A 20,773-nucleotide genomic window follows, 5' to 3' on the forward strand; every position below is an offset into this window, starting at 1 on the left:
GTCCACTCACCTAACGCTAACAAAAGCACCTGCCAGCGCTTTGTGGGAAAATGGTGGCGATGTTATCGCATCTCGTCGGGTGCAGCCGTGCCGGTGATGGCAAGCCCCGATTTCAAGACGGACGCGACGGCGCGCACCAACCCAAGTCTGGCAATGGTGGATTTTCGGTCGTTATCCTTAACAAACCGTAACTCCGGATTGTCCTTGCCCTTATTCCAATGCGCATGGAAGGAGCTTGCCAGATCATAAAGGTAAAATGCAAGCCGATGCGGCTCCTGAGACTGGGCGGAAGCCTCGATCAGGCGGGGATATTCGGCCAGCTTGGCAATCAGCTGCATTTCCGCCGGATCCGTGATCTCGGAAGCGGCCTCGGCGAAGTCGACCGATTCGAGGTCGAGATCGGGAAAAGCGTCCCGCGCCTGCCGGAACACGGACATGCAGCGGGCATGCGCATACTGCACGTAGAACACCGGATTGTCCTTGGACTGCTCGGTCACCTTGGCGAAGTCGAAATCCAGCGGCTCGGAATTCTTCCGGTAGAGCATCATGAAGCGCACGGGATCGCGACCGACCTCGTCCACCACCTCGCGTAGCGTGACGAAATCGCCGGAGCGCTTCGACATCTTCACCGGCTCGCCATTGCGGAACAGCTTGACGAGTTGGCAAAGCAGAACCGTGAGCTTGGCCGAACCGCCGGAGACGGCGCGCGCCACAGCTTCCAGCCGCTTTACATAGCCGCCATGGTCGGCGCCGAGCACATAGATCATCTCGTCATAGCCGCGCTCGAACTTGTCCTTGAAATAGGCAACGTCGGCGGCGAAATAGGTGTAGCTGCCATCCGACTTGATCAGCGGACGGTCGATATCGTCACCCACTTCGGTGGAGCGGAACAGGGTCTGCTCGCGATCCTCCCAGTCTTCCGGCAGCTGGCCCTTCGGCGGCGGCAGCGTGCCGCGATAGACATGGCCCTTGAAGGTGAGATCGTTGATCGCCTGGCGGATGCGCGCTGCGCCATCGGCATGCAGTGTCCGCTCGGAATAGAACACGTCGTGATGCACGTTCAACGCGTCGAGATCCTCGCGGATCATCGCCATCATCGCCTCGATCGCCCGCTCCTTGACGAGCGGCATCCAGTCTTCCGGCGGCATGTTGTGCAGCCGCGTGCCAAATTCCTTCGCAAGCGCCTGACCGACCGGTACCAGATAGTCGCCGGGATAGAGACCGGCCGGAATTTCGCCGACCTCCTCGCCCAGCGCTTCGCGGTACCGCAGGAAGCAGGAACGCGCGAGAACGTCGATCTGCGAGCCGGCATCGTTGATGTAATATTCCTTGGTGACCTCATAGCCGGCAAAGCCCATGAGGTTGGCGAGTGCATCGCCTACCACTGCTCCGCGGCAATGGCCGACATGCATCGGACCGGTCGGATTGGCCGACACGAATTCGACATTCACCTTCTTGCCGGCGCCGGTGACGGAGCGGCCGTAATCGGTACCGGCGCGAATCATCGCAGCCAGCAGGCGCTGCCAGTAGCCGGTCGACAGGCGCAGGTTGATGAAGCCAGGACCGGCAACGGTCACCTCCACCACGTCGGCATCTTCCTTCAGCTTCGCGGCAATCACGTCGGCCAGCGCGCGCGGATTGGTGCCGAGCGGCTTGGCGAGCACCATGGCGGCATTTGTCGCGACGTCGCCATGGCTGGGGTCGCGCGGCGATTCGACCGTGAGGCGGCTGAAATCGACGCTGTCGCGCTTCTCCCGGATGATGTCGAGGCCTTCCAGAGCGGTTTTGATCCGGACTTCGAAATCGGCGAAAAGGTTCATGGGCTGCATCCGCGCAATGGGCAGCCCTCCATCGGGCCACCTCAAACTTGTCTTGCCGGGTGCCTAGCCCAAATCGGGGGTATGGTCAAACATCCGGCGGTGAGCCTTGACCGCATAGGTGTCCGTCATGCCGGCCAGATAGTCGCCAACGTGGCGCGCACGCGCGGCCTCGCCAAGGCCCGCAATGTGGCTGACCCAGTAATGGCTCTGCATTTGCGACGGGTCGGCCATATAGGCTGCGAACAGATCCGTGACGATCTGCGCCGCGCCGGCGCGGATGCGCATGATCTCCGGATGGCGGTAGATGCGGGAGAAGAGCAGCTTCTTGATCTGCCTGTCCGTCTCGGCCATTTCGTCGGAGAAGGTGGCAATGGCGCGGTCAGCGGCGCGGATATCGCCAGCACTTTCCGGCCGCAGCGCATCAAGCCGTGCCTGCGCCACGCCGATCACGTCCTCGACCATGTGGGTGATCTGCCGACGCATGATCTCGTTTGCGAAACGTGCCGGCTCAAGGACCGGATATTTTGCCCGAACCTCCGCCATCATGCCGGAGAGGAAGGGAACGTCCTCCAGCATCTCGAAGGTGAGGTAGCCGGAGCGCAGGCCATCATCGATGTCGTGGGTGTTGTAGGCGATATCGTCGGCGATCGCCGCCACCTGAGCCTCCAGACTCGCGAAGCTCGCAAGCTCCAGGTCGTTGATCTCGCAGTAGTCGAGGATCGGCTGCGGCACCGGGCCGCGCGTGCCGACGCCGTTGGCGTCCATCAGCGGGCCATTGTGCTTCACCAACCCTTCCAGGCTCTCCCAGGTGAGGTTGATGCCGTCGAACTCCGCATAGCGGCGCTCCAGCTTGGTGACGATGCGCAGCGACTGCGCATTGTGGTCGAAGCCACCATAGGGCGCCAGGCACTCGTGCAGCGCATCCTCGCCGGTATGGCCGAAAGGCGTATGGCCGAAATCGTGGACCAATGCCACACCCTCCGCCAGATCCTCGTCGATCTTCAGCGCGCGGGCGAGCGCCCGGGCGATCTGCGCCACCTCGATGGTATGGGTGAGCCGCGTGCGGTAGTGATCGCCATCGACGCCGATGAAAACCTGTGTCTTGTGCTTCAGACGGCGAAAGGCCGTGGTGTGAACGATGCGGTCGCGATCGCGCTGGAATTCGGAGCGGGTCAGGCTCGAACCTTCCGGCACGAGACGACCGCGCGACGACCAGGGATCGGCCGCATAGGGCGCCCTTTCGCCGGAGCCGAATCCGAGTGTGCGTGTGTCGATGCTCATGCTCATCCCTGCCCTGCCTTCAAGCCTGCCTGCCCGGTGCCGACCCCATTGACGCCCGTTCGAACCCTTCATACCTATAGAGCAGGATTGGCGCAAAGCCGATGACAGCAATCTCCGGGCCTTGAACCCGGCAGAAAGGCAAAGCAATGACCGAAAATTCCGTAACCCTGTCCGAATCGGCCGCAAAGCGGATCGCCGAGATCGTCGGCGCGGACGCTGGCAAGCAGGCCCTGCGCGTCTCCGTGGAAGGCGGCGGCTGTTCGGGCTTTTCCTACAAGTTCGATCTCGCCGACGCCCCGGCCGAGGACGATCTGGTGATTTCAAAAGGCGAGGCCAAGGTGCTGATCGACAGCCTGTCGCTCGTCTACATGGCCGGCTCGGAGATCGACTTCGTCGACAATCTGCTCGGCCAGTCCTTCCAGATCAAGAACCCCAATGCGGTTGCAAGCTGCGGCTGCGGCACGAGCTTCTCCATCTGAGGAGAACGGCTTTTGCCGCTTCCCATGGACGTCCCATGCGGTAAAAGGAACCGACACGAGGATCCTTAGCCCATGAAGATCGCCACCTGGAACATAAACGGCGTCAAGGCGCGCATCGACAATCTCCGCCAGTGGCTGAGCGACAGCGCGCCCGACATCGTGTGCCTGCAGGAAATCAAGTCGGTGGACGAGGGCTTTCCGCGTCTGGATATCGAGGCGCTCGGCTATCATGTCGAAACCCACGGGCAGAAGGGTTTCAACGGCGTTGCCATTCTTTCCAAGTTGAAGCCCGACGAGGTTCTGCGCGGGCTTCCCGGCGACGAGAGCGACGAGCAGGCGCGCTATATCGAAGCGGTGTTTTCGGTTCCTTCCGGCGTGCTGCGGATCGCCTCCATCTATCTGCCGAATGGCAATCCGTCCGATGACCCGGTGAAATACCCCTACAAGCTTTCCTGGATGGAACGGCTGCGGCGCCATGCTGAGGCTCGCCTCCTGCTGGAGGAGCCACTCATTCTGGCCGGCGATTACAACGTGATTCCGGAACCGCACGACTGCTTCGATCCGCGCGCCTGGGAAACCGATGCATTGTTCCTGCCGCAGGCGCGTGCCGCCTTTAGGCGCCTCGAAGATCTCGGCCTGACCGACGCCGTCCGGGCGACGACGGACCAGACGAAACTTTATACCTTCTGGGATTACCAGGCCGGCGCCTGGCAGAAGAACAACGGCATTCGCATCGATCATCTGCTGCTGTCGCCGGAAGCTGCGGACCGGCTGACCTCCACGGCGATCGAAAAACATGTGCGGGCCTGGGAAAAGCCGTCGGATCATGTGCCCGTCATCGGTCACTTCACCTTCGATGCCTGATACCGCCTGACCCGAAATTTACGAACCGGCCACACAACGCAACCGCACTGCAGCAGCGTCGGTGGATGATGTAGCGATCAGCCGCCGTCGTCCCCGCCCTGGGCAAACTGCTGGGAGAGTGCAATGGCGCTACGGCGGTCCCGCTCGGTGGACAGCGAGAAGGCATCCTCCTGCAGGTCCTCCATCCAGGGACAATCGCTCTTGTTGCAGCGGTCGAGCGCGGCCGTCATGAAGGCAAGCCCGCGCACTGTCTGACCTTCCTGGAACAGGAGATTGCCGAACACGGCCATGGCACCGGGATGACCGCTCTTGCGGGCCTGGTTCAGCCACTTCTTCGCCTGTTGCACATTCGGCGCACCGCCCTCGCCGGCCATGATCATCTTGGCGAGCTGGAACTGCGCTTCCGGCACCCCGAAGGTGGAGGCGGCCTGGAAATAGAGCTGGCGGGCCTGCGACAGATCGATCTTCACCGGCGTGCCGGGAATGCCGTGGCGGTAGTAATTGGCGAGAGCCAGCAGCGCGTTGACGAAGAAACCGGTGTCCTCGGAGCCCGGCTCGACCCCCTGGCTGGCAATCTCGTTGTAGATCTTGAACGCTTCGAAATCGTTCTGCGTCACGCCGTCGCCATCGGCATACATGTTGGCAAGCGCCCAGCGCGACCCGGTATGGCCCTTTTCCGCCGCATATTTATAGGCCTCGACGGCATCCGCCTTCTGGCCATTCTTGTAGGCCTTGAAACCGAACTTGAAGAGATCGAAGGGGCCCGATTCCTTGGTGACGCCGGATTTGATGTCGAAGGCAAAGGCCTGCTGGCTGCCCCCTGTCACCAGGGTCAGTCCGACGGCCAGAAGGCTGAGGGAGCGCAGGAGAGGCAGCGGCATGTTCAGACTTCCTTAACCATGCCGATGTTTAGGTGTGGGACAGTGGGCATTGCGCTTTCGATATCAGCCGGATCGCGACGGACAACACTCTCAACTGGGGTCATGCACCTACTCCGCACACGTGATCAATGACGCCGGTACAGGCGGGACCGGTTTGCATGGAAAGCAATCGGCCAGGCCGCTTGCGATGTGCGAAGGATAGAAGGCCTTTTCGGCAATACTACGACCCGAATCCGTGCGGGAATGCGGCAAATGCGTGTATCCGGTGACGGAAGTATCCGTCCGGTGCATCCGTGCCATTTCACTGAAGAATTCGCCCATAATACTCCGATTTGCGCCCCCGCCCCCGCAGGTCCGCCCGTCTTTCGGACCCTATGGCTGCGCCTGCTTTGTGGCGGGAAATAGACAGAGGGTCGCGGGACAAGACTGCGGACAACTGTGGCAGGAACATGTTGCCAAATCGTCACAAAAGACGAACCGACCAGGGGTTGTCCAGACGTGAAAAAGGCCCGGCCACCGGCCGGACCTTAACGCATCCCGATGAACGATCAGAAGCGGACCTTGAGCGAGGTCGACACGGCCGCGACGAGATCATCCTTGAAGCTGTAGGAGACATCGCCGCCATAGCTGACGCCATCCAGCGTGACCGACCCGGACGAGCCCCCGGTCAGAATGCCGATGGCCCCGGACAGGCGGATCTCCACATTCTTGCTTGGCTGATAGCCAACGCCTGCGCCCAGAAGCCAGGTATCGGTCTGCGTTCCGAAGCCCTGGGATGTACCGCGATCCCAGGTGACGCTGACGGCCCCGCTCCACTGTTCGTTGAACTTGTGGCCGATCCCGCCCGTGATGGTCCAGCCGTCGCGATAACCCAGTTCCAGCGAGGTCACCGCATTCGACAGCGAACACGAACTCGTGCCGACAGCACAGAATGGAATCTTCTGCAACTGGCTCCAGTCTGTCCACTTCACGGACCCGAAGGCGAGCCAATCCGGCGCAATGCCGCTCTGCAGCTTGAGCTCAAGGCTATCGGGCGTCTTCTGAGATCCATAAACGGGAATCACCGCGCCATTGACCTGACTCAGATTGACGGTGCCGGTGATGTTGTCGAGATTGACCTCGCTGTTGTAGACGAGGCTTGCCCGGAGCGCATATTCCGGGATTTCGTAGGCAACGCCTGTCCGCCAGCCCCAGCCATTCCCTTCCAGATCCAGCCGGCCGATGCCGTTCCCGAGAACACCGGAGAAACCTGCGGGAGCCACCAGCCGCTCCTTGAAGCCGGAAACTTCCTGATAGAAGGCACCGCCGATCAGACGCAACTGGCCCGGACCGACATCGAAACGATAGGAGCAGGTCGCGGCATAGTTGTCGCTCTCTATCTTCGTTTCGGTGTTGTTGTTCGCACCGACCCAGTTGCGGCCCGGCTTGGCATGCGCACCCCAGGGCTGGGAATAATCGAACATGCAATCCACAGAATCGCCGATGGCACCCTTGATGCCGATCCGCGGCGCCCAGTAGCCTTCCGTATCATCGGCAGTTGTCGAACCGCCGCCGATGCCGTTCGAGCCCGTTCCGTCCAGAGGATTGTTGTCTCTGGCATTCTTCAGCTTGCGCTGGGGGGCTACATAGGTCGTGGTCGACTCGATCGCCACCGTCGACGGATCGAACAGGAGATCGATATTGTAGCCCCCGCGCTCCAGACCTCCGGCCTGCGCACCGCTGTGCAGTGTCACCAGCGTGGCAGCCGCCAGGATGCCCTTGAAAACGATTTTTCTTGTCATGTTCCTCCCACTCCCATGCCAAACTGACTCGAAGCCTAAATATTTGGGATTAAAAGACAACTTTCGTTCAGCATGCCGCACCGCAGCACTCCCCCATACAGATTTACGTAAGTTTCTGATCCACGTACTGGATACACCGAGTCGCACGTATTTTTTTCTAAGATGCCCGCATCATACAGGACTTGATAGAATCCCGTTCTCGGTTTCAAGCCATCTGTTGCCGAAGCGCTACAACTGCCGCAATCCAACGGCACCAGGCTCTCGCGCAACCTTTTCGCAGCTTTCAAACGCCGGCGGCCCCGCCAGCAAGGCCAGCGGGGCCGCAAATCAGATCCACGCGGGGCAGGCTGGCTCAGCCGGCCTCATTGATCCGCTGAAGTGCTGTTGCCAGGCTGGCGCGCTGCACCTCGAGCTCTGCCAGACGCTCCCGCTCGGCCGCCACCACCTCGGGATCGGCATTGGCGACGAACTTCTCGTTGCCGAGCTTCTTGCGGCCGCGGTCGATATCGGCGTCCACCTTGCCGAGCGCCTTTTCGATGCGGGCACGTTCGGCGCCGAGATCGATCAGGCTGCCAAGCGGCAGGCAGGCGGTCGCCTCGCCGATGACAACCTGGGCAGCGCCGCGCGGCGCGGTCTCGGCCAGTTCGATGGTTTCAACGCGTGCCAGCCGCTTGATCGCCGCATCATGGCGCTGCAGGCGGCCTTCGGTCAGCGCCGTGGCACCGACCACGATCAGCGGCGCCTTGGCGGACGGCGGCACGTTCATTTCCGAGCGTGCAGAGCGCAGGCCGGAAACGAGATCGACCAGCCAGTTGATCTCGGCGGCGGCCGCCTCGTCGTCAAAGCCTGCGGCCGGCCAGTCCGCGTGGCAAAGCAGCGTATCGCGGCTTGCGGTGTGCGCCCACAGCTCTTCCGTCATGAATGGCATGAAGGGATGCAGCAGCTTGTAGGTCTCTTCCAGAACATAGGCGACGCAGGCCTGGGCTTCCGCCTTGGCCACCTCGTCCTCACCGGAGAAGATCGGCTTCAAGAGTTCCAGATACCAGTCGCAGACCTGATTCCAGACGAAACGATAGAGGCTGGCGGCCGCATCGTTGAAGCGCTGGCTCTGGATGGCGCCAGTGACATCGGCAATCGTGGCCGACAGTTCGGTCAGGATCCAGCGGTTGACGGTCTGCGTCGTGGCTTCCGGCACAAAATTCGGGTCGCGCTTCACGCCATTCATTTCGGCAAAGCGGGTGGCGTTCCACAGCTTGGTGCCGAAATTGCGATAGCCGGCAATGCGGGCGGGGTCGAGCTTCACGTCGCGCCCCTGTGCCGCCATGATGGCAAGCGTGAAGCGCAGCGCGTCAGCGCCGTATTCATCGATGAGTTCCAGCGGATCGATGACGTTGCCCTTGGACTTCGACATCTTCTGACCGTTCTTGTCGCGCACCAGCGCATGCACATAGACGGTGCTGAAGGGCTCGACGGGATTGCCGTCCTCGTCCTTCATGAAGTGCAGGCCCATCATCATCATGCGGGCCACCCAGAAGAAGATGATGTCGAAACCGGTAACCAGAACATTGGTCGGGTAGTAGCGGGCGAGTTCCGGCGTCTTGTCCGGCCAGCCAAGCGTCGAGAAGGGCCAGAGCGCGGACGAGAACCAGGTATCGAGCACGTCCTCGTCGCGGGTCAGGATGGCGCCGGGCTCGAAGTTTTCGAGCTTCTCCTGCACCCAGGCCTTCCACGGACCTTCATGCGCCAGATAATGCTGGATGGCGGCGTCGAGCGCCTCTTCCTCGGTCTTTTCGACAAACACCTGACCATCCGGACCGTACCAGGCCGGGATCTGGTGCCCCCACCACAGCTGGCGGGAAATGCACCAGGGCTGGATGTTTTCCATCCACTCGAAATAGGTCTTGTCCCAGTTCTTCGGCACGAAGTTCGTGCGGCCCTCGCGGACAGACGCCATGGCAGGCTCGGCGAGCGTCTTGGCATCGACGAACCACTGGTCGGTCAGCATCGGCTCGATGACCACGTTGGAGCGGTCGCCGAACGGCTGCATGATCTTCTTGTTCTCGACGTAGGGAACGTCGTTGCCTTCCGCATCCTTGACGGTGACGGCAAGGCCTTCGGCATTGATCGCCGCGACGATGCGCTTGCGCGCCTCGTAACGGTCGAGCCCGCGATACTCTTCCGGAACGAGGTTGATCGCATCGACCTCGGCTTCGGACGGAAGCTCGCCGGAGCGGGTGATCTCGAGCGCCAGTTCCGCGCAGCGGGCATAGGGCTCACCGTCCTCGCGCAGCTGCGCCTGCGTATCCATCAGGCGATAGAGCGGAATGTTGTTGCGGCGGGCAACCTGATGGTCGTTGAAGTCATGCGCGCCGGTGATCTTCACCGCGCCGGAACCGAAGGTCGGGTCAGGATATTCGTCGGTGATGATCGGGATCAGGCGCCGATGTTCCTTCGGGCCGACCGGGATTTCGCAGAGCTTGCCGACGATCGGCGCATAGCGCTCGTCCGACGGATGCACGGCAACAGCCCCGTCACCGAGCATCGTCTCGGGGCGCGTCGTCGCAATCGAGATGTAATTGCGCTCTTCCTGGAAGGTGATGTTGCCCTCGGCGTCCTTCTCCACATAGGTGTAGGTCTCGCCACCCGCCAGCGGATACTTGAAGTGCCACATGTGACCGTCGACTTCGCGGTTCTCCACCTCGATGTCGGAGATCGCGGTTTCGAAATGCGGGTCCCAGTTGACGAGGCGCTTGCCGCGATAGATCAGGCCCTGCTTGTAGAGCGTGACGAACACTTCGAGAACCGCCTTGGAAAGGCCCTCGTCCATGGTGAAGCGTTCGCGCGACCAGTCGCAGGAGGCGCCGAGCCGCTTCAGCTGGTTGAAGATCAGACCTCCGGATTCGGCCTTCCATTCCCAGACCTTGTCGATGAAGGCGTCGCGGCCCAGTTCACGCCGCCCCGGCTGCTGGCTTTCCATCAGCTTGCGCTCGACCACCATCTGGGTCGCGATGCCCGCATGGTCCATGCCCGGCTGCCACAGCACGTCCTTGCCACGCATGCGCTCGAAGCGGATCATGATATCCTGCAGCGTGTTGTTCAGCGCATGGCCCATGTGCAGCGAGCCGGTCACGTTCGGCGGCGGGATCACGATGGTGAAGGTCTCGGCGCCGGGCCTGGCATTCGCGCCGGCGCGGAAGGCATCGGCCTCATCCCAGGCGGCTGCGATTTTCGGTTCGACGGCGGCGGAATCGTAGGTTTTTTCGAGCATTTTCCGACCAGAATTTCGAGTTCGCTTTGCTTGGCTGTAAATAGGACTGCCCAGGACGAGTCAATAAAAAAGGCCGCTCCGGAAAGCGGCCCCTCGGCGTGGCGGCAGATCCGGCTCAGCGGCGCGGGCCGCGCGCCACCCGTTCGATTTCCTCGCGCACCAGCCGCTCCACCAGCGTTGGCAGATTGTCGTCCAGCCAGTCGCGCAGCATCGGCTGCAGCATCTCGCGCGCCATGTCTTCCACCGACTGCCGCTCAATGCCGTTGAAGATGTCGGCCAGTTCGTTGAACGAGCGGGCAATGCGCTGGCCGGCCTCATCGGAGAGAAGCGACACCTGCTCCTCGATCCGCACCGGCAGCGACTCGGCGGACACGATCCGCTCTTCCACAACCGGGGTAACCACGGACTCTGCAGGACGACGTTCGGCAAATTCGGGCGCCGGCACATCGCGCGCCATCTCGCGACGGAGAGGCTCCTGTTCGGCGCGCATCGGTTCGGCGGCGCGCAGCACTGGCTGGGGCCGGCTTTCGGTCACGGGTGCCGGTGCCGCCTGAGGCGCCGGTGCGGCAGCCGACGGCTGTGGGCCAGGCGCGGCGCGTTGTGCGACGGGCTCCGGAACGCGGCCGGCGGCGGCGCGCACGCGGGCCGCGACATCGGCGAGCGACAGCGTGCGCTCAGGCGCCCGCTCGGCCGGCATGCCGGCTTCCTCGGCAAAACGCTGGCGCATGGCCGGATCGATCGTCGGACGCAGCGGCAGGCTTTCGGCGGAGGACGGCACGAAGCTGCCACCGGGATCGTTGGCAGCCACCTGTGCGACGAAGGGCGCCTCCAGTTCGGTATCCAGTTCGATCTCGTCGTCCTCGAAATCGCGCGTCGGATCCTCTACAGTGCGGTTGCGGGCGCCGGTCACGGCCTGCCCCTCGCTCACCGGATCATTGCTTTCGATGATCCTGCGGATGGAAGCCAGGATTTCTTCCATGGAAGGTTCGCGCGCTGCACTGGACTGAGCCATCTGGATCCCCGTTCATGACTGGTTGACAGCTTTGAAATGCATGATCTCGCACGAGATCGGGCTGTCGAATCAATCACAAGTCTACGCGATGGGCGGGGAATTTCACAATTGCCGCAGATGAGGCGGCCGGCTGGATGCACAGCTTTCTCGTCAGGCCCGCATTATCCGGGCCTGACGGCAATTTTCGTGTTCTCAGAACACGAATTCCTTGGCCTTGCGGAAGCCCGGCAGCGGCTTGACGGAGGTATTGAAGAAGGCGGCTTCCGAAAGCACGCCGTTTTCCTTGCGGTAGACACGGGCGGTGGAGGCATTGCCATAGCCGACCACCGTCACCAGACGGCCGCCATCGCGAAGCTGGCCAAACAGGGTCTGGCCGACCTCTTCCACGGAACCATTGATGAAGATGAGGTCATAGGGCGCTTCGGCGGCATAGCCGGCTTCCATCGGACCCGTCACGACAGCAACATTGTCGCAGCCGAGCGCAGCAAGCGTTTCCGTTGCCTTTGCGGCAAGGCCAGCATCGCTTTCAACCGCGACCACCGCACTCGCAATCTGGGACAGCAGCGCCGTGGCATAGCCCGTGCCGCAACCCACTTCCAGCACAACGTCATCCTTCGTCACGGCAGCAAGCTGCAACAGCTTGGCAAGCGGCGAGGCTTCCATCACGTAGCGGCCGGGGGCAACCTCGATATCCTCATCGATATAAGCCAGTGCCTTTGCCTTTTCCGGCACAAAGGCTTCCCGCGGAACCGTGAGGAAGGCCCGCAGCACGGAATGGGAGGTGACATCGGTGGTGCGCACCTGGTTGTCGACCATTTTGATGCGTGCTGCTTCGTAATCCATCATTGCTGTTCGCCTCATGAAAGCGTCTGTCTGGGCTCCGTATTACTGGCGGCTTGGTCCGCTTTCAAGACCGCTTTCTCCGGCACCCGCAAAAACCGCCCTGCTGCGCTGAAAAACAGGGAACAAAGCCGCGCGGCACGGGTTGGCCGATGAGGAAAGACACGCAAGGGAGACAGTTCCATGCCGACCACGCTGCCAGATCGCAATCCCGCAGACACACCGCGCGGCCCCACCCCGGCTCCCGGCGTGCCCGACCGCACGCAGGAAAAACCGCCCCTGACGCCCGCTCAGGATCCCGGCGACAGCAGGAACCCGAACGATCCCACCCTGAAGCCGGCCCTGATGCCGATCGGCGACCCCGCCGGCATGGCCTGACCGGCAGGGGAGATTCAGCGAAGAAAGCCGCCCGTCATCCGGCGCAGGCGGCTTCTTTGGCGTTCATGAATGAAAGCCCGGCTCCTGACCGCAACGGGATGGGACCTGGCCTCGTCAAGGCCGACACGACCGCAGGACGCGACGCCGGCCCAAGGCTGACGTTGCGCCACTCATCCACAGCCCCACGAAGACGACCGGAAAAATCACGCCTCGCTTTCGAATAAGGGCTTGCACAGTTTCAAGATCCGTTCTAAATGCCCGCCACCACACGCTTTTAATACCCGGTTGGCCTCGTGGCGGAGTGGTGACGCAGAGGACTGCAAATCCTTGTACCCCGGTTCAATTCCGGGCGAGGCCTCCAACCTTCAGAACGAAATCTTCGAATTGTGCGGCAACATGGCGCGTCGGTTTACCCGAGCCGTGGCCAGTAGCGGTCTTCGGCGAAATCGGCTGGTATCGGCGTTTGTGCCGACAATGTCTCCGCAACAAAATCCACCTGCATCTTGAAGTGCCGGATCGCGTCCGGCATCAGCTTGCCGGTGCCAAGCGAGCGCACGCGGTGCCCGTGATAGCCGATCAGGCGAAGACGCCGTGCCGCCTCACGGTGAACATCGGCGGCGGTCGGCGCAAGTGGGTCCTGCCTCTCAATGCCATTATCTTCCCTGCTCCATACAAGCCGAAGCCCCATGGTCGTCACCTCGAGTGTTTATAAGGATATGCTTTCTTAAGCCTCGAAGCTTGCCGCAGGCTGGGGAACGGTCAACGTCATTTGCCGATGGCCAAGCAAGCCAAACGGGCGTAGACTTCGGATTGTCGTCAACGTCGAGGAGCGTTGATAGGCACCCGGTCATTTCGGTTTGGAGGAACCGTCATGCAGTATCTTCACCAGGTTGTGGCATTGAATCCCTATATTGTGGGCGCGCTTGTTCTGGTTCTGGCCTGCGGCGCCTATGACAAGTGGCTCAATCATCATTAGGCCCAGCTCTTCTGAGGGGCGCGGAATGCTGGTATGGATGAGGCCCGCCACATCCATATGGGAGCCAAACGCCTTGCATCAGAGCCTGACCTTCGATGATACGTCCAAATCGCTGAGCCAGACGCTTCGAGACCTGATCTCCGAGATCAAGGGGCATACCGTGACCCTGCGCGAACTGATGGATGCCGTGGGAGAGCAGGGCCTGCTGCTGATCTGCGCGCTGGCCTCCCTGCCCTTCCTGCTGCCGGTCTCGATCCCTGGCGTCAGCACGGTGTTCGGTGCCGCGATCATTCTGGTCAGTATCGCAATTGCCCTGAACCGCCTGCCCTGGCTGCCCTCGCGCATTCTCGACCGCAAGCTGGAAACGGCCAGGCTGGTGCCGACGCTGGAAAAGGGCGCCAGCCTCGTGTCACGCCTCGATCGTTACCTGAAGCCGCGGTTTTCTGCGCTCACCACCGGCTGGGCAATCAACCGGGCCAATGCTCTGGCGATTTCCCTGGGTGGCGTGCTTCTGATGTTTCCGCTCGGGCTCATTCCGTTCTCGAACACGCTGCCGGGCATCGCCATCCTGCTGCTGGCCACCGGAATGATGCAGCGCGATGGAATTGTGGTCCTCGGCGGCTATCTCTTTCTGGTCATCACGACGGTCTACTTTGCGGCCCTTGGCTTCATGGCCTTTGCTGCAGGCCAGGGACTGGCCGGCATCTGGGCCTGATCCCGCGCTTGATCGCGCCTTTTCAGGGATTGGAAAGGCGCGTCAGCCCTTTCCGGTCCGGCGCCTTGCCCACCAGACCGACAGACGCCGCCGTCGTCTGCGAACGAATGCCAGATCCTGCGACAGCACGATGAGGCCGAGCGGAATCATCCAGAAGCCGAGCACGGGAAGGAAACCAAGGCAGCCGCCGCCCACGAGGCCTGCGCCCAGCACGATGCGCCCCGCCCGTGATTGCGGCATCGGCGTTTCGAAGCGTCCGATCCGCAAACGGCCGGTCTGCGGATGAATTCCGAACTTTCGTTGTTTCGTCCTGTCTTTCAAGCCATTCACCCTGTTCGGCAAGCCGCCTGCCGCAGCGGTCACATGGGCAACGCGTGTGGATAAAACAAGCCTGCGAATTTTTTTTGAAAAAAGCGCTTGGCAAATCGAACGGGCATGAGTATTACCCCGCTCACACCGCGGCGACGCGATGTTCCCTGGTAGCTCAGCGGTAGAGCATTCGACTGTTAATCGACAGGTCGCCGGTTCGAATCCGGCCCGGGGAGCCAGTTTCTGAAAGGCCTGCGCATTGATTTGCGCGGGCCTTTTGCTTTTCAGGTCAATGCCTTGAGCCCACATCCTCACGCGTCGCCGGAGGCATCGCGCCATACCTGTTCCGGGCTCGAAACGTGGATAACATCGACGCTGCCGAACGCACCCGACATCCCGGGCGTGCGTCATGATCAGAAGGCGCATCCAATGCTGCAGGACTTGCGGTCCTGCACCGAAGGCGGGCTGCTGCACCCGAATTTACCGTAAAGACGACACCCGCGCGCGCATCCACCGCAAAGAGGATGCAGGACTGGCCATCCGGCTTGGGGCATCCTTCCGCCATCGCCTTTCCTCGCCATACCGGTCCCGAAAAGCATGCCTGCTCCCAGCTCCCGTTCATTCACGACCAGCCACGGAAATATCGGGGGTTGCGCGCATCAATCGATCTCCCGCCCGCCATGCGCGAGAAAAAACGGTGACGAGATTCACCCTTCGCCCTTATCTTAGCAAATAATAATTAATTATAAACATTGTTAACAATTGGCAAAAATATTGAATGTATTAGCCCAAAAACATCCAATTTTCTTATAGTTGAGCCATAATCATCGGCCGGCCTTGAACGCAAATCCGGTGCGGGATAGTCCCTAGAACACGCTCTGCGACATAGAGAACGCGGCTCGATGTTTTCCTATTTCTCCACACTGGCGTGAAATGGCGCGTGATCATCATGATGCTTGACTCGAACTTGCGTAAAAATCATGCATCATTGGCTGGAATTTCCATTTCGAGCCTGACTGTTGTTTGCGCCATCATCGAAGAAGGAAGTGTGACGCGGGCCGCAAAAAGACTGAATCTGTCGCAACCGGCAGCAAGCCAGGCTCTGAAACATCTGCGGATCGTCTTCAAGGACCCCCTGGTCAAGCGGCGCAATGGCAATCTGATCCCGACAGAAAGAGCCATCGCGATCCATGCGATTGCCAGTCGTGTTCTGAAAGAAATCGCCACTCTCACCATCTCGCCGGAGAGTTTCGAACCGCAGACGTTAAGCGAATCCTTCGTCATTGGCGTTCAGAACGGCGTTGCGCCAGGCCTTGTGCAGACCGCAATCAGCGAACTCAACCGCCTTGCGCCCGCGTCGCGGGTCACGGTGCAGCACCTGGAACCGGACTTCGATTTTACCCGCGCCCTCTCCACCAACATGATGGATGTCGCGATCGGGGAGTGGACGGCCGCGTCCCCGCATTTGCGCACCATGCTGGTGTTCGAGGACGACATGGTGTGCATGATGGACGCCAACAATCCTCTGGGGGACCATCCGCTTTCGCAGTCGGACTACCAGGAAGCGCGCCACCTCATCGTTTCGGAGCGGAAGTCTCTCGTGCGCGATGCCGATGAGTGCCCGCAGCAGGCCACCAATCCGGTCACCGACCGCAATGTCATGACGGACAACCATTTCTACGCGCCGTTCATGCTGCAGAACAGCGATCTCGTTCTCACCGCAGCCCGTCGCTTCGCGCGCTATTTCGCGGAGATCCTGCCGCTGAAGATTACGGAATGTCCTGTTCGCAATCCGCGTGTCAGGGTCTACCAGATCTGGCACCACCGTAACGAACACACGCTGAGCCAGCGCTGGCTGCGCAACGTGATCGCAGGCGCCGTCTGATTCTGCCTCACCCACGCCCCTGTCCGCCCCCACATTCATGATCACCCACTCATATTCCTGTTGACCTGATTCTCAATCGGCATTAGAACATAACAGGAACAAACGCGGAGGTGCTTATGACAAGTGCAGAGCAGGCCGTACAGAATGCGTTGAAGGCCGTTGCGGCATCGCGGGCCTATCGGGAGCGCGTGGCCGAGGAACGCAAGACGTTCCAAAGGATCGAAATTGCCAGTCGCAAGCCGCTTTACGTGCCCAAAGGCATCCAGATGAAGCTCAAGTTCGATTGATCCTGACAGCAGGGGGCAGGCTGCGATGCGGGCCGCCACCGACGCATGGCCGTCGCCGCCAACATCCGTCAGCAGTTGCTTACGAAAGCAGGCATCATCGCAAGAGAAGGGATCAAACGCCGGAACAAGATCGACCTCTTCCGGTTTCATCAGCAGGCATTCGGATGTGCCTGCAAGAAACAACAGGAGGAAATCCCATGTTCTTGAAACTCGTTGCCGTTTCCGCGCTATCGCTCGGTCTTGCCAGCGGCGCCATGGCACAGGCGTCTTCGAACGGATCCGGCTCTTCCGGCGGAACCGGCGGCTCCGCCACGCAGGGCGGCGCGCCTTCCGGAACGTCGGGTGCCGGGAGCGGCGGTCAGGGGGGCTCGGGCGGCGTCGGTTCCGCCACCACCAACGGCACGACGGGCAGCGGATCCAACGGTTCTGCGCAGTCGCCCGGCACCGGTCGCACGATGAGCGGCAAATGCAGCGATGTCACGCCGAACCAGAACGCCCGCAGCACGACCGAATCGGCCGCAGCACCAAAGACCTGCTGATCAGGTATCTGTCTTTCATATGCGGCAGGGCTGGTTGCTTGACCGGCCCTTTCGTTGTCCAGACAGGACCGTGGCAAGCCGGCTGTCCCGGCGAAGGGAGAGATGGTTTTGTTCGCGAATGTGTGGAAGCGGAACGGTATTCCTTGCTCGTTGGCGGACAACGTAGGAAAAGCAGGTCAATCAGTGTTTGTAAGATAGGGCTGCTCCATGACCATTCATCCGTCCGTCCTCAGCGCGATCGGCAACACGCCCCTGATCCGCCTCAAGGGCGCGTCAGACCGCACGGGCTGCGAAATCCTCGGCAAGGCCGAGTTCCTGAACCCCGGCCAGTCGGTGAAGGATCGCGCAGCACTCTTCATCATCCGCGATGCGGAAAAGAAGGGCCTGCTGCGTCCGGGCGGGGTGATCGTGGAAGGCACCGCCGGCAATACCGGCATCGGCCTGACGCTGGTCGCCAAGGCGCTCGGCTATCGCACGGTCATCGTCATTCCGGAAACCCAGAGCCAGGAAAAGAAGGATGCGCTGAAACTGCTCGGCGCCGAGCTGGTGGAAGTGCCGGCCGTTCCCTACAAGAACCCGAACAACTACGTGAAGCTCTCCGGGCGCCTCGCCGAGGAACTGGCCAAGTCCGAGCCGAACGGTGCGATCTGGGCCAACCAGTTCGACAATATCGCCAATCGCGAGGCGCATATCGAAACAACCGCTCCGGAAATCTGGGAGCAGACGGGTGGCAAGGTGGACGGCTTCATCTGCGCCGTCGGCTCCGGCGGAACGCTGGCCGGCACGGGGCTTGGCCTGAAGGCGAGGAACTCCGCGATCAAGATCGGCCTTGCCGATCCGGAGGGCGCCGCTCTCTACGACTATTATGCGCATGGCGAACTGAAATCCGAGGGTTCCTCCATCACAGAGGGCATCGGTCAGGGCCGCATCACCGCCAACCTCGAAGGTTTCACCCCGGATTTCGCCTATCGCATCACGGATGCCGAAGCTCTGCCGCTGGTCTTTGATCTCGTCGAGAACGAGGGGCTGTGCCTCGGCGGCTCATCCGGCATCAACATTGCCGGTGCCATCCGCCTGGCGGAGGATCTCGGGCCCGGCCACACCATCGTGACGATCCTGTGCGACTACGGCAATCGCTACCAGTCAAAACTGTTCAATCCGGATTTCCTCAAATCCAAGGGCTTGCCCGTTCCCGGCTGGCTGGTGCACAAACGCAGCATCGACATTCCCTTCCAGACAGCCTGAGTAAGTCCATGCCCACGAAAGCCCTCTACCGCGACGACTTCTATCTCTCCACGGCAGAAGCGACGGTGACGGGGGTTCGCGCGGATGGCGCCATCGAGCTGGACCAGACCTGTTTCTATGCCACCTCCGGCGGCCAGCCGGGGGATACCGGCTTTCTGGAGCGGGCGGATGGCAGCCGCATTACGCTTGGCCAGACCCGCCACGGCGAGACGAAGGACGTGATCCTGCATGTCCCGCTGGAAGGCGAACAGCTTCCGGAGATCGGCGAAAAACTCGTGCTGCATGTGGACTGGCCGCGCCGCTACCGGCTGATGCGCATGCACACCGCCTGCCATCTCCTGTCGGTCGTATGCCCCTTCCCGATCACCGGTGCCGCCGTCGGCGAGGAGGAATCGCGCGTCGATTTCGACATGACCGACATCATTGACAAGGACGAGGTGACGGCGAAGCTGATGCAGCTCGTGTCGGAAAACCATCCGGTTTTCCTGAACTGGATCACCGACGAGGAACTCCTCGCAAATCCCGATATCGTCAAATCCAAGAACGTGCGCCCGCCTATCGGCCTCGGTCGCGTCAGCCTGGTCTGCATCGGGGAAAACTCCAGCGTTGACAGCCAGCCATGCGGCGGCACACATGTTTCCGAGACCCAGGAGGTCGGCGCGATTCACATCGCGAAGATCGAAAAGAAGGGCAAGGAAAACCGCCGCTTCCGCATCCGCTTCGGCACGCCCGCCGACGAGGCCTGAGCGGCGGCCATTTCAAGCGCGCTGAGGAGTAAATCATGGGCAAGAGCCGTTTTGTCGTTTCGGCAGATTGGGTGGAAAGCCAGCTGGGCCAGCCGGGCTTCCGCGTCGTGGATGCCTCCTGGTATCTGCCGGCGCACAAGCGCAATGGCGCCGCCGAATATGCGGAAGGCCATATTCCGGGCGCGGTCTTCTTCGATCAGGATGCGATTGCCGACCACGCCACCGGCCTGCCGCATTCCCTGCCCTCGCCGGATTTCTTTGCCGAGACAATGGGCAAGCTCGGAATCAGCGAGCGTGACGTGACAGTCGTCTATGACGGCCCGGGCTTCTTTTCCGCGCCGCGTGTCTGGTGGATGCTGCGCGCCATGGGCGCCGAAAAGGTGTACGTGCTGGACGGCGGCCTCGACGGCTGGAAGCGCGACGGACGGCCGCTCGAAACCGACCTGCCGGAGCCGGAACCGGCCGTCTTCACACCGAAATTCCGCGGTCGCCGCGTCACCACCTTCGAGGAGATGCGCGGCATCGTCGACAACGGCACGGCACAGGTGGTCGATGCCCGCGGCGGCGGACGCTTTACCGGCGAGGAGGCAGAACCCCGCGCCGGCATGCGCTCCGGCCATATGCCGGGCGCCCGCAGCCTGCCGGCCGCCAGCCTTTCGGAAGGCGGGCACCTCAAGGATCTCGACACGTTGAAGGCGATGATGGACGAGGCCGGCATCGATCTGTCGCGCCCCGTCGTCACCAGCTGCGGCTCCGGCGTCACCGCCGCCGTCGTGACGCTGGCGCTCGAATCGCTCGGGCACACCAACAATTCGCTCTATGACGGCTCCTGGTCGGAATGGGGCAGCCGCGCCGACACGCCCGTCGTCACCGGCCCGGCCGAGACGCTCGATCCGCCGGCGCATGGGCCGATCAAGGCACATGTGACGCAGCTGGAAATGACGGCACCGCCGCGCCAGAGCCTGCCGATGCCGGTCAATCTCCACACCGCGATCATCGTGGCAAAGGACATTCCTCTTCACTATTACCGCTATCTCTATCGTCAGGTCGGCAAGCGCTGGCACTGGTACAAGCGGCTGCGCATGCCCGATGACGAGCTGGAGGCGATCCTGCGCAACGAGCAGGTGTCGGTCACCGTTCTCTATGTCAACGGCGCACCGGCCGGCTTCTTCGAGCTGAACAAGCTCAGCGACGAGGTGGTGGAGCTTTCCTATTTCGGGCTGTTTGAGTCTGCACTCGGCCTTGGCATCGGCAAGTGGTTCCTGTTGCAGGCTCTCTATTCGGCCTGGCAGATGAACCCGAAGAAAGTGATCGTTTCGACCAACACGCTGGATCATCCACGCGCGCTGCCACTCTACCAGATGATGGGCTTTGCTCCCGTCGGCACCAGCGAAGCCTGGGTCGAGCCGATGTCGGATGCGGAATTGCTGGCGCTCGCCAAGCGCGACTGAGCCTTCCGGTGAGGGG

At 61.7% G+C, this 20,773-nt stretch carries 19 protein-coding genes and 2 tRNA genes; 12 read left to right on the forward strand and 9 right to left on the reverse strand.

The window, feature by feature from the left end; translation table 11 throughout:
• Nucleotides 1-62: 62 nt before the first annotated feature.
• Nucleotides 63-1,820, reverse strand: coding sequence for an arginine--tRNA ligase (gene argS, locus F3H95_RS17550; RefSeq protein WP_143125658.1), 1,758 nt, complete (start codon nucleotides 1,818-1,820; stop codon nucleotides 63-65).
• 63 nt (nucleotides 1,821-1,883) lie between these two features.
• Nucleotides 1,884-3,101 (reverse strand): deoxyguanosinetriphosphate triphosphohydrolase, encoded by a 1,218-nt coding sequence (locus F3H95_RS17555; RefSeq protein ID WP_143125657.1) that lies wholly within the window; start codon nucleotides 3,099-3,101, stop codon nucleotides 1,884-1,886.
• Nucleotides 3,102-3,247: 146 nt separating this feature from the next.
• On the opposite strand from F3H95_RS17555, the gene erpA reads away from it, so the two are divergent.
• Both erpA and xth read left to right on the forward strand, forming a co-directional pair.
• Nucleotides 3,248-3,580, forward strand: coding sequence for an iron-sulfur cluster insertion protein ErpA (erpA, locus tag F3H95_RS17560; protein ID WP_143125656.1), 333 nt, complete (start codon nucleotides 3,248-3,250; stop codon nucleotides 3,578-3,580).
• A gap of 72 nt (nucleotides 3,581-3,652) precedes the next feature.
• A complete protein-coding gene (xth, locus tag F3H95_RS17565) occupies nucleotides 3,653-4,444 on the forward strand; it encodes an exodeoxyribonuclease III (protein WP_149746929.1) in 792 nt (263 codons plus the stop codon).
• A 77-nt stretch (nucleotides 4,445-4,521) separates the two neighbouring features.
• Here xth and exoR read toward each other — a convergent pair whose 3' ends face one another.
• The 5 genes from exoR to F3H95_RS17590 form a co-directional block, all read right to left on the reverse strand.
• A complete protein-coding gene (gene exoR / locus F3H95_RS17570; RefSeq protein ID WP_149746930.1) occupies nucleotides 4,522-5,325 on the reverse strand; it encodes an exopolysaccharide production regulator ExoR in 804 nt (267 codons plus the stop codon).
• Nucleotides 5,326-5,873: 548 nt separating this feature from the next.
• Entirely contained in the window at nucleotides 5,874-7,106 is a 1,233-nt protein-coding gene (locus F3H95_RS17575) for an OmpP1/FadL family transporter (protein WP_149746931.1), read from the reverse strand.
• A gap of 352 nt (nucleotides 7,107-7,458) precedes the next feature.
• Nucleotides 7,459-10,374 (reverse strand): valine--tRNA ligase, encoded by a 2,916-nt coding sequence (locus F3H95_RS17580; protein ID WP_149746932.1) that lies wholly within the window; start codon nucleotides 10,372-10,374, stop codon nucleotides 7,459-7,461.
• Nucleotides 10,375-10,489: 115 nt separating this feature from the next.
• A complete protein-coding gene (locus F3H95_RS17585) occupies nucleotides 10,490-11,386 on the reverse strand; it encodes a DUF2497 domain-containing protein (RefSeq protein WP_149746933.1) in 897 nt (298 codons plus the stop codon).
• 192 nt (nucleotides 11,387-11,578) lie between these two features.
• A complete protein-coding gene (locus tag F3H95_RS17590; RefSeq protein WP_143125651.1) occupies nucleotides 11,579-12,232 on the reverse strand; it encodes a protein-L-isoaspartate O-methyltransferase in 654 nt (217 codons plus the stop codon).
• Between the two features lie 189 nt (nucleotides 12,233-12,421).
• Between F3H95_RS17590 and F3H95_RS17595 the strand changes: the two genes are divergently transcribed.
• Nucleotides 12,422-12,604 carry a hypothetical protein gene (locus F3H95_RS17595; RefSeq protein ID WP_143125650.1) on the forward strand — a complete coding sequence of 61 codons (183 nt, stop codon included), beginning with the start codon at nucleotides 12,422-12,424 and terminating at the stop codon, nucleotides 12,602-12,604.
• Nucleotides 12,605-12,891: 287 nt separating this feature from the next.
• Nucleotides 12,892-12,965 (forward strand) — tRNA-Cys (locus F3H95_RS17600).
• 48 nt (nucleotides 12,966-13,013) lie between these two features.
• On the opposite strand, the gene F3H95_RS17605 is transcribed toward F3H95_RS17600, so the two are convergent.
• A complete protein-coding gene (locus F3H95_RS17605; RefSeq protein ID WP_244618055.1) occupies nucleotides 13,014-13,292 on the reverse strand; it encodes a hypothetical protein in 279 nt (92 codons plus the stop codon).
• 325 nt (nucleotides 13,293-13,617) lie between these two features.
• Between F3H95_RS17605 and F3H95_RS17610 the strand changes: the two genes are divergently transcribed.
• Complete coding sequence (locus F3H95_RS17610; protein WP_143125642.1) at nucleotides 13,618-14,295, forward strand: exopolysaccharide biosynthesis protein; 678 nt, start codon at nucleotides 13,618-13,620, stop codon at nucleotides 14,293-14,295.
• Between the two features lie 42 nt (nucleotides 14,296-14,337).
• Here F3H95_RS17610 and F3H95_RS17615 read toward each other — a convergent pair whose 3' ends face one another.
• Complete coding sequence (locus tag F3H95_RS17615) at nucleotides 14,338-14,535, reverse strand: hypothetical protein (RefSeq protein WP_143125641.1); 198 nt, start codon at nucleotides 14,533-14,535, stop codon at nucleotides 14,338-14,340.
• A gap of 233 nt (nucleotides 14,536-14,768) precedes the next feature.
• Between F3H95_RS17615 and F3H95_RS17620 the strand changes: the two genes are divergently transcribed.
• From F3H95_RS17620 to sseA, 7 genes are all read left to right on the forward strand, one after another.
• A tRNA-Asn gene (locus tag F3H95_RS17620) sits at nucleotides 14,769-14,843 on the forward strand.
• Between the two features lie 710 nt (nucleotides 14,844-15,553).
• Nucleotides 15,554-16,489 carry a LysR family transcriptional regulator gene (locus F3H95_RS17625; protein ID WP_244618058.1) on the forward strand — a complete coding sequence of 312 codons (936 nt, stop codon included), beginning with the start codon at nucleotides 15,554-15,556 and terminating at the stop codon, nucleotides 16,487-16,489.
• 116 nt (nucleotides 16,490-16,605) lie between these two features.
• The gene (locus tag F3H95_RS27195; RefSeq protein WP_188134409.1) at nucleotides 16,606-16,776 is read left to right on the forward strand and encodes a hypothetical protein; all 171 of its coding nucleotides are present in this window, start codon (nucleotides 16,606-16,608) and stop codon (nucleotides 16,774-16,776) included.
• A gap of 197 nt (nucleotides 16,777-16,973) precedes the next feature.
• A complete protein-coding gene (locus F3H95_RS17630; RefSeq protein WP_149746935.1) occupies nucleotides 16,974-17,315 on the forward strand; it encodes an oxidoreductase in 342 nt (113 codons plus the stop codon).
• Between the two features lie 207 nt (nucleotides 17,316-17,522).
• Nucleotides 17,523-18,560, forward strand: coding sequence for a cysteine synthase A (locus tag F3H95_RS17635; protein WP_149746936.1), 1,038 nt, complete (start codon nucleotides 17,523-17,525; stop codon nucleotides 18,558-18,560).
• An 8-nt stretch (nucleotides 18,561-18,568) separates the two neighbouring features.
• Nucleotides 18,569-19,306 (forward strand): alanyl-tRNA editing protein, encoded by a 738-nt coding sequence (locus F3H95_RS17640; RefSeq protein WP_143125637.1) that lies wholly within the window; start codon nucleotides 18,569-18,571, stop codon nucleotides 19,304-19,306.
• Between the two features lie 35 nt (nucleotides 19,307-19,341).
• The gene (sseA, locus tag F3H95_RS17645) at nucleotides 19,342-20,757 is read left to right on the forward strand and encodes a 3-mercaptopyruvate sulfurtransferase (protein WP_149746937.1); all 1,416 of its coding nucleotides are present in this window, start codon (nucleotides 19,342-19,344) and stop codon (nucleotides 20,755-20,757) included.
• Nucleotides 20,758-20,773: the final 16 nt, after the last annotated feature.

Origin of the sequence: Rhizobium sp. RU35A (assembly GCF_900156005.1) — a bacterium.
In the GTDB taxonomy this organism is placed as follows: Bacteria; Pseudomonadota; Alphaproteobacteria; order Rhizobiales; family Rhizobiaceae; genus Neorhizobium; species Neorhizobium straminoryzae.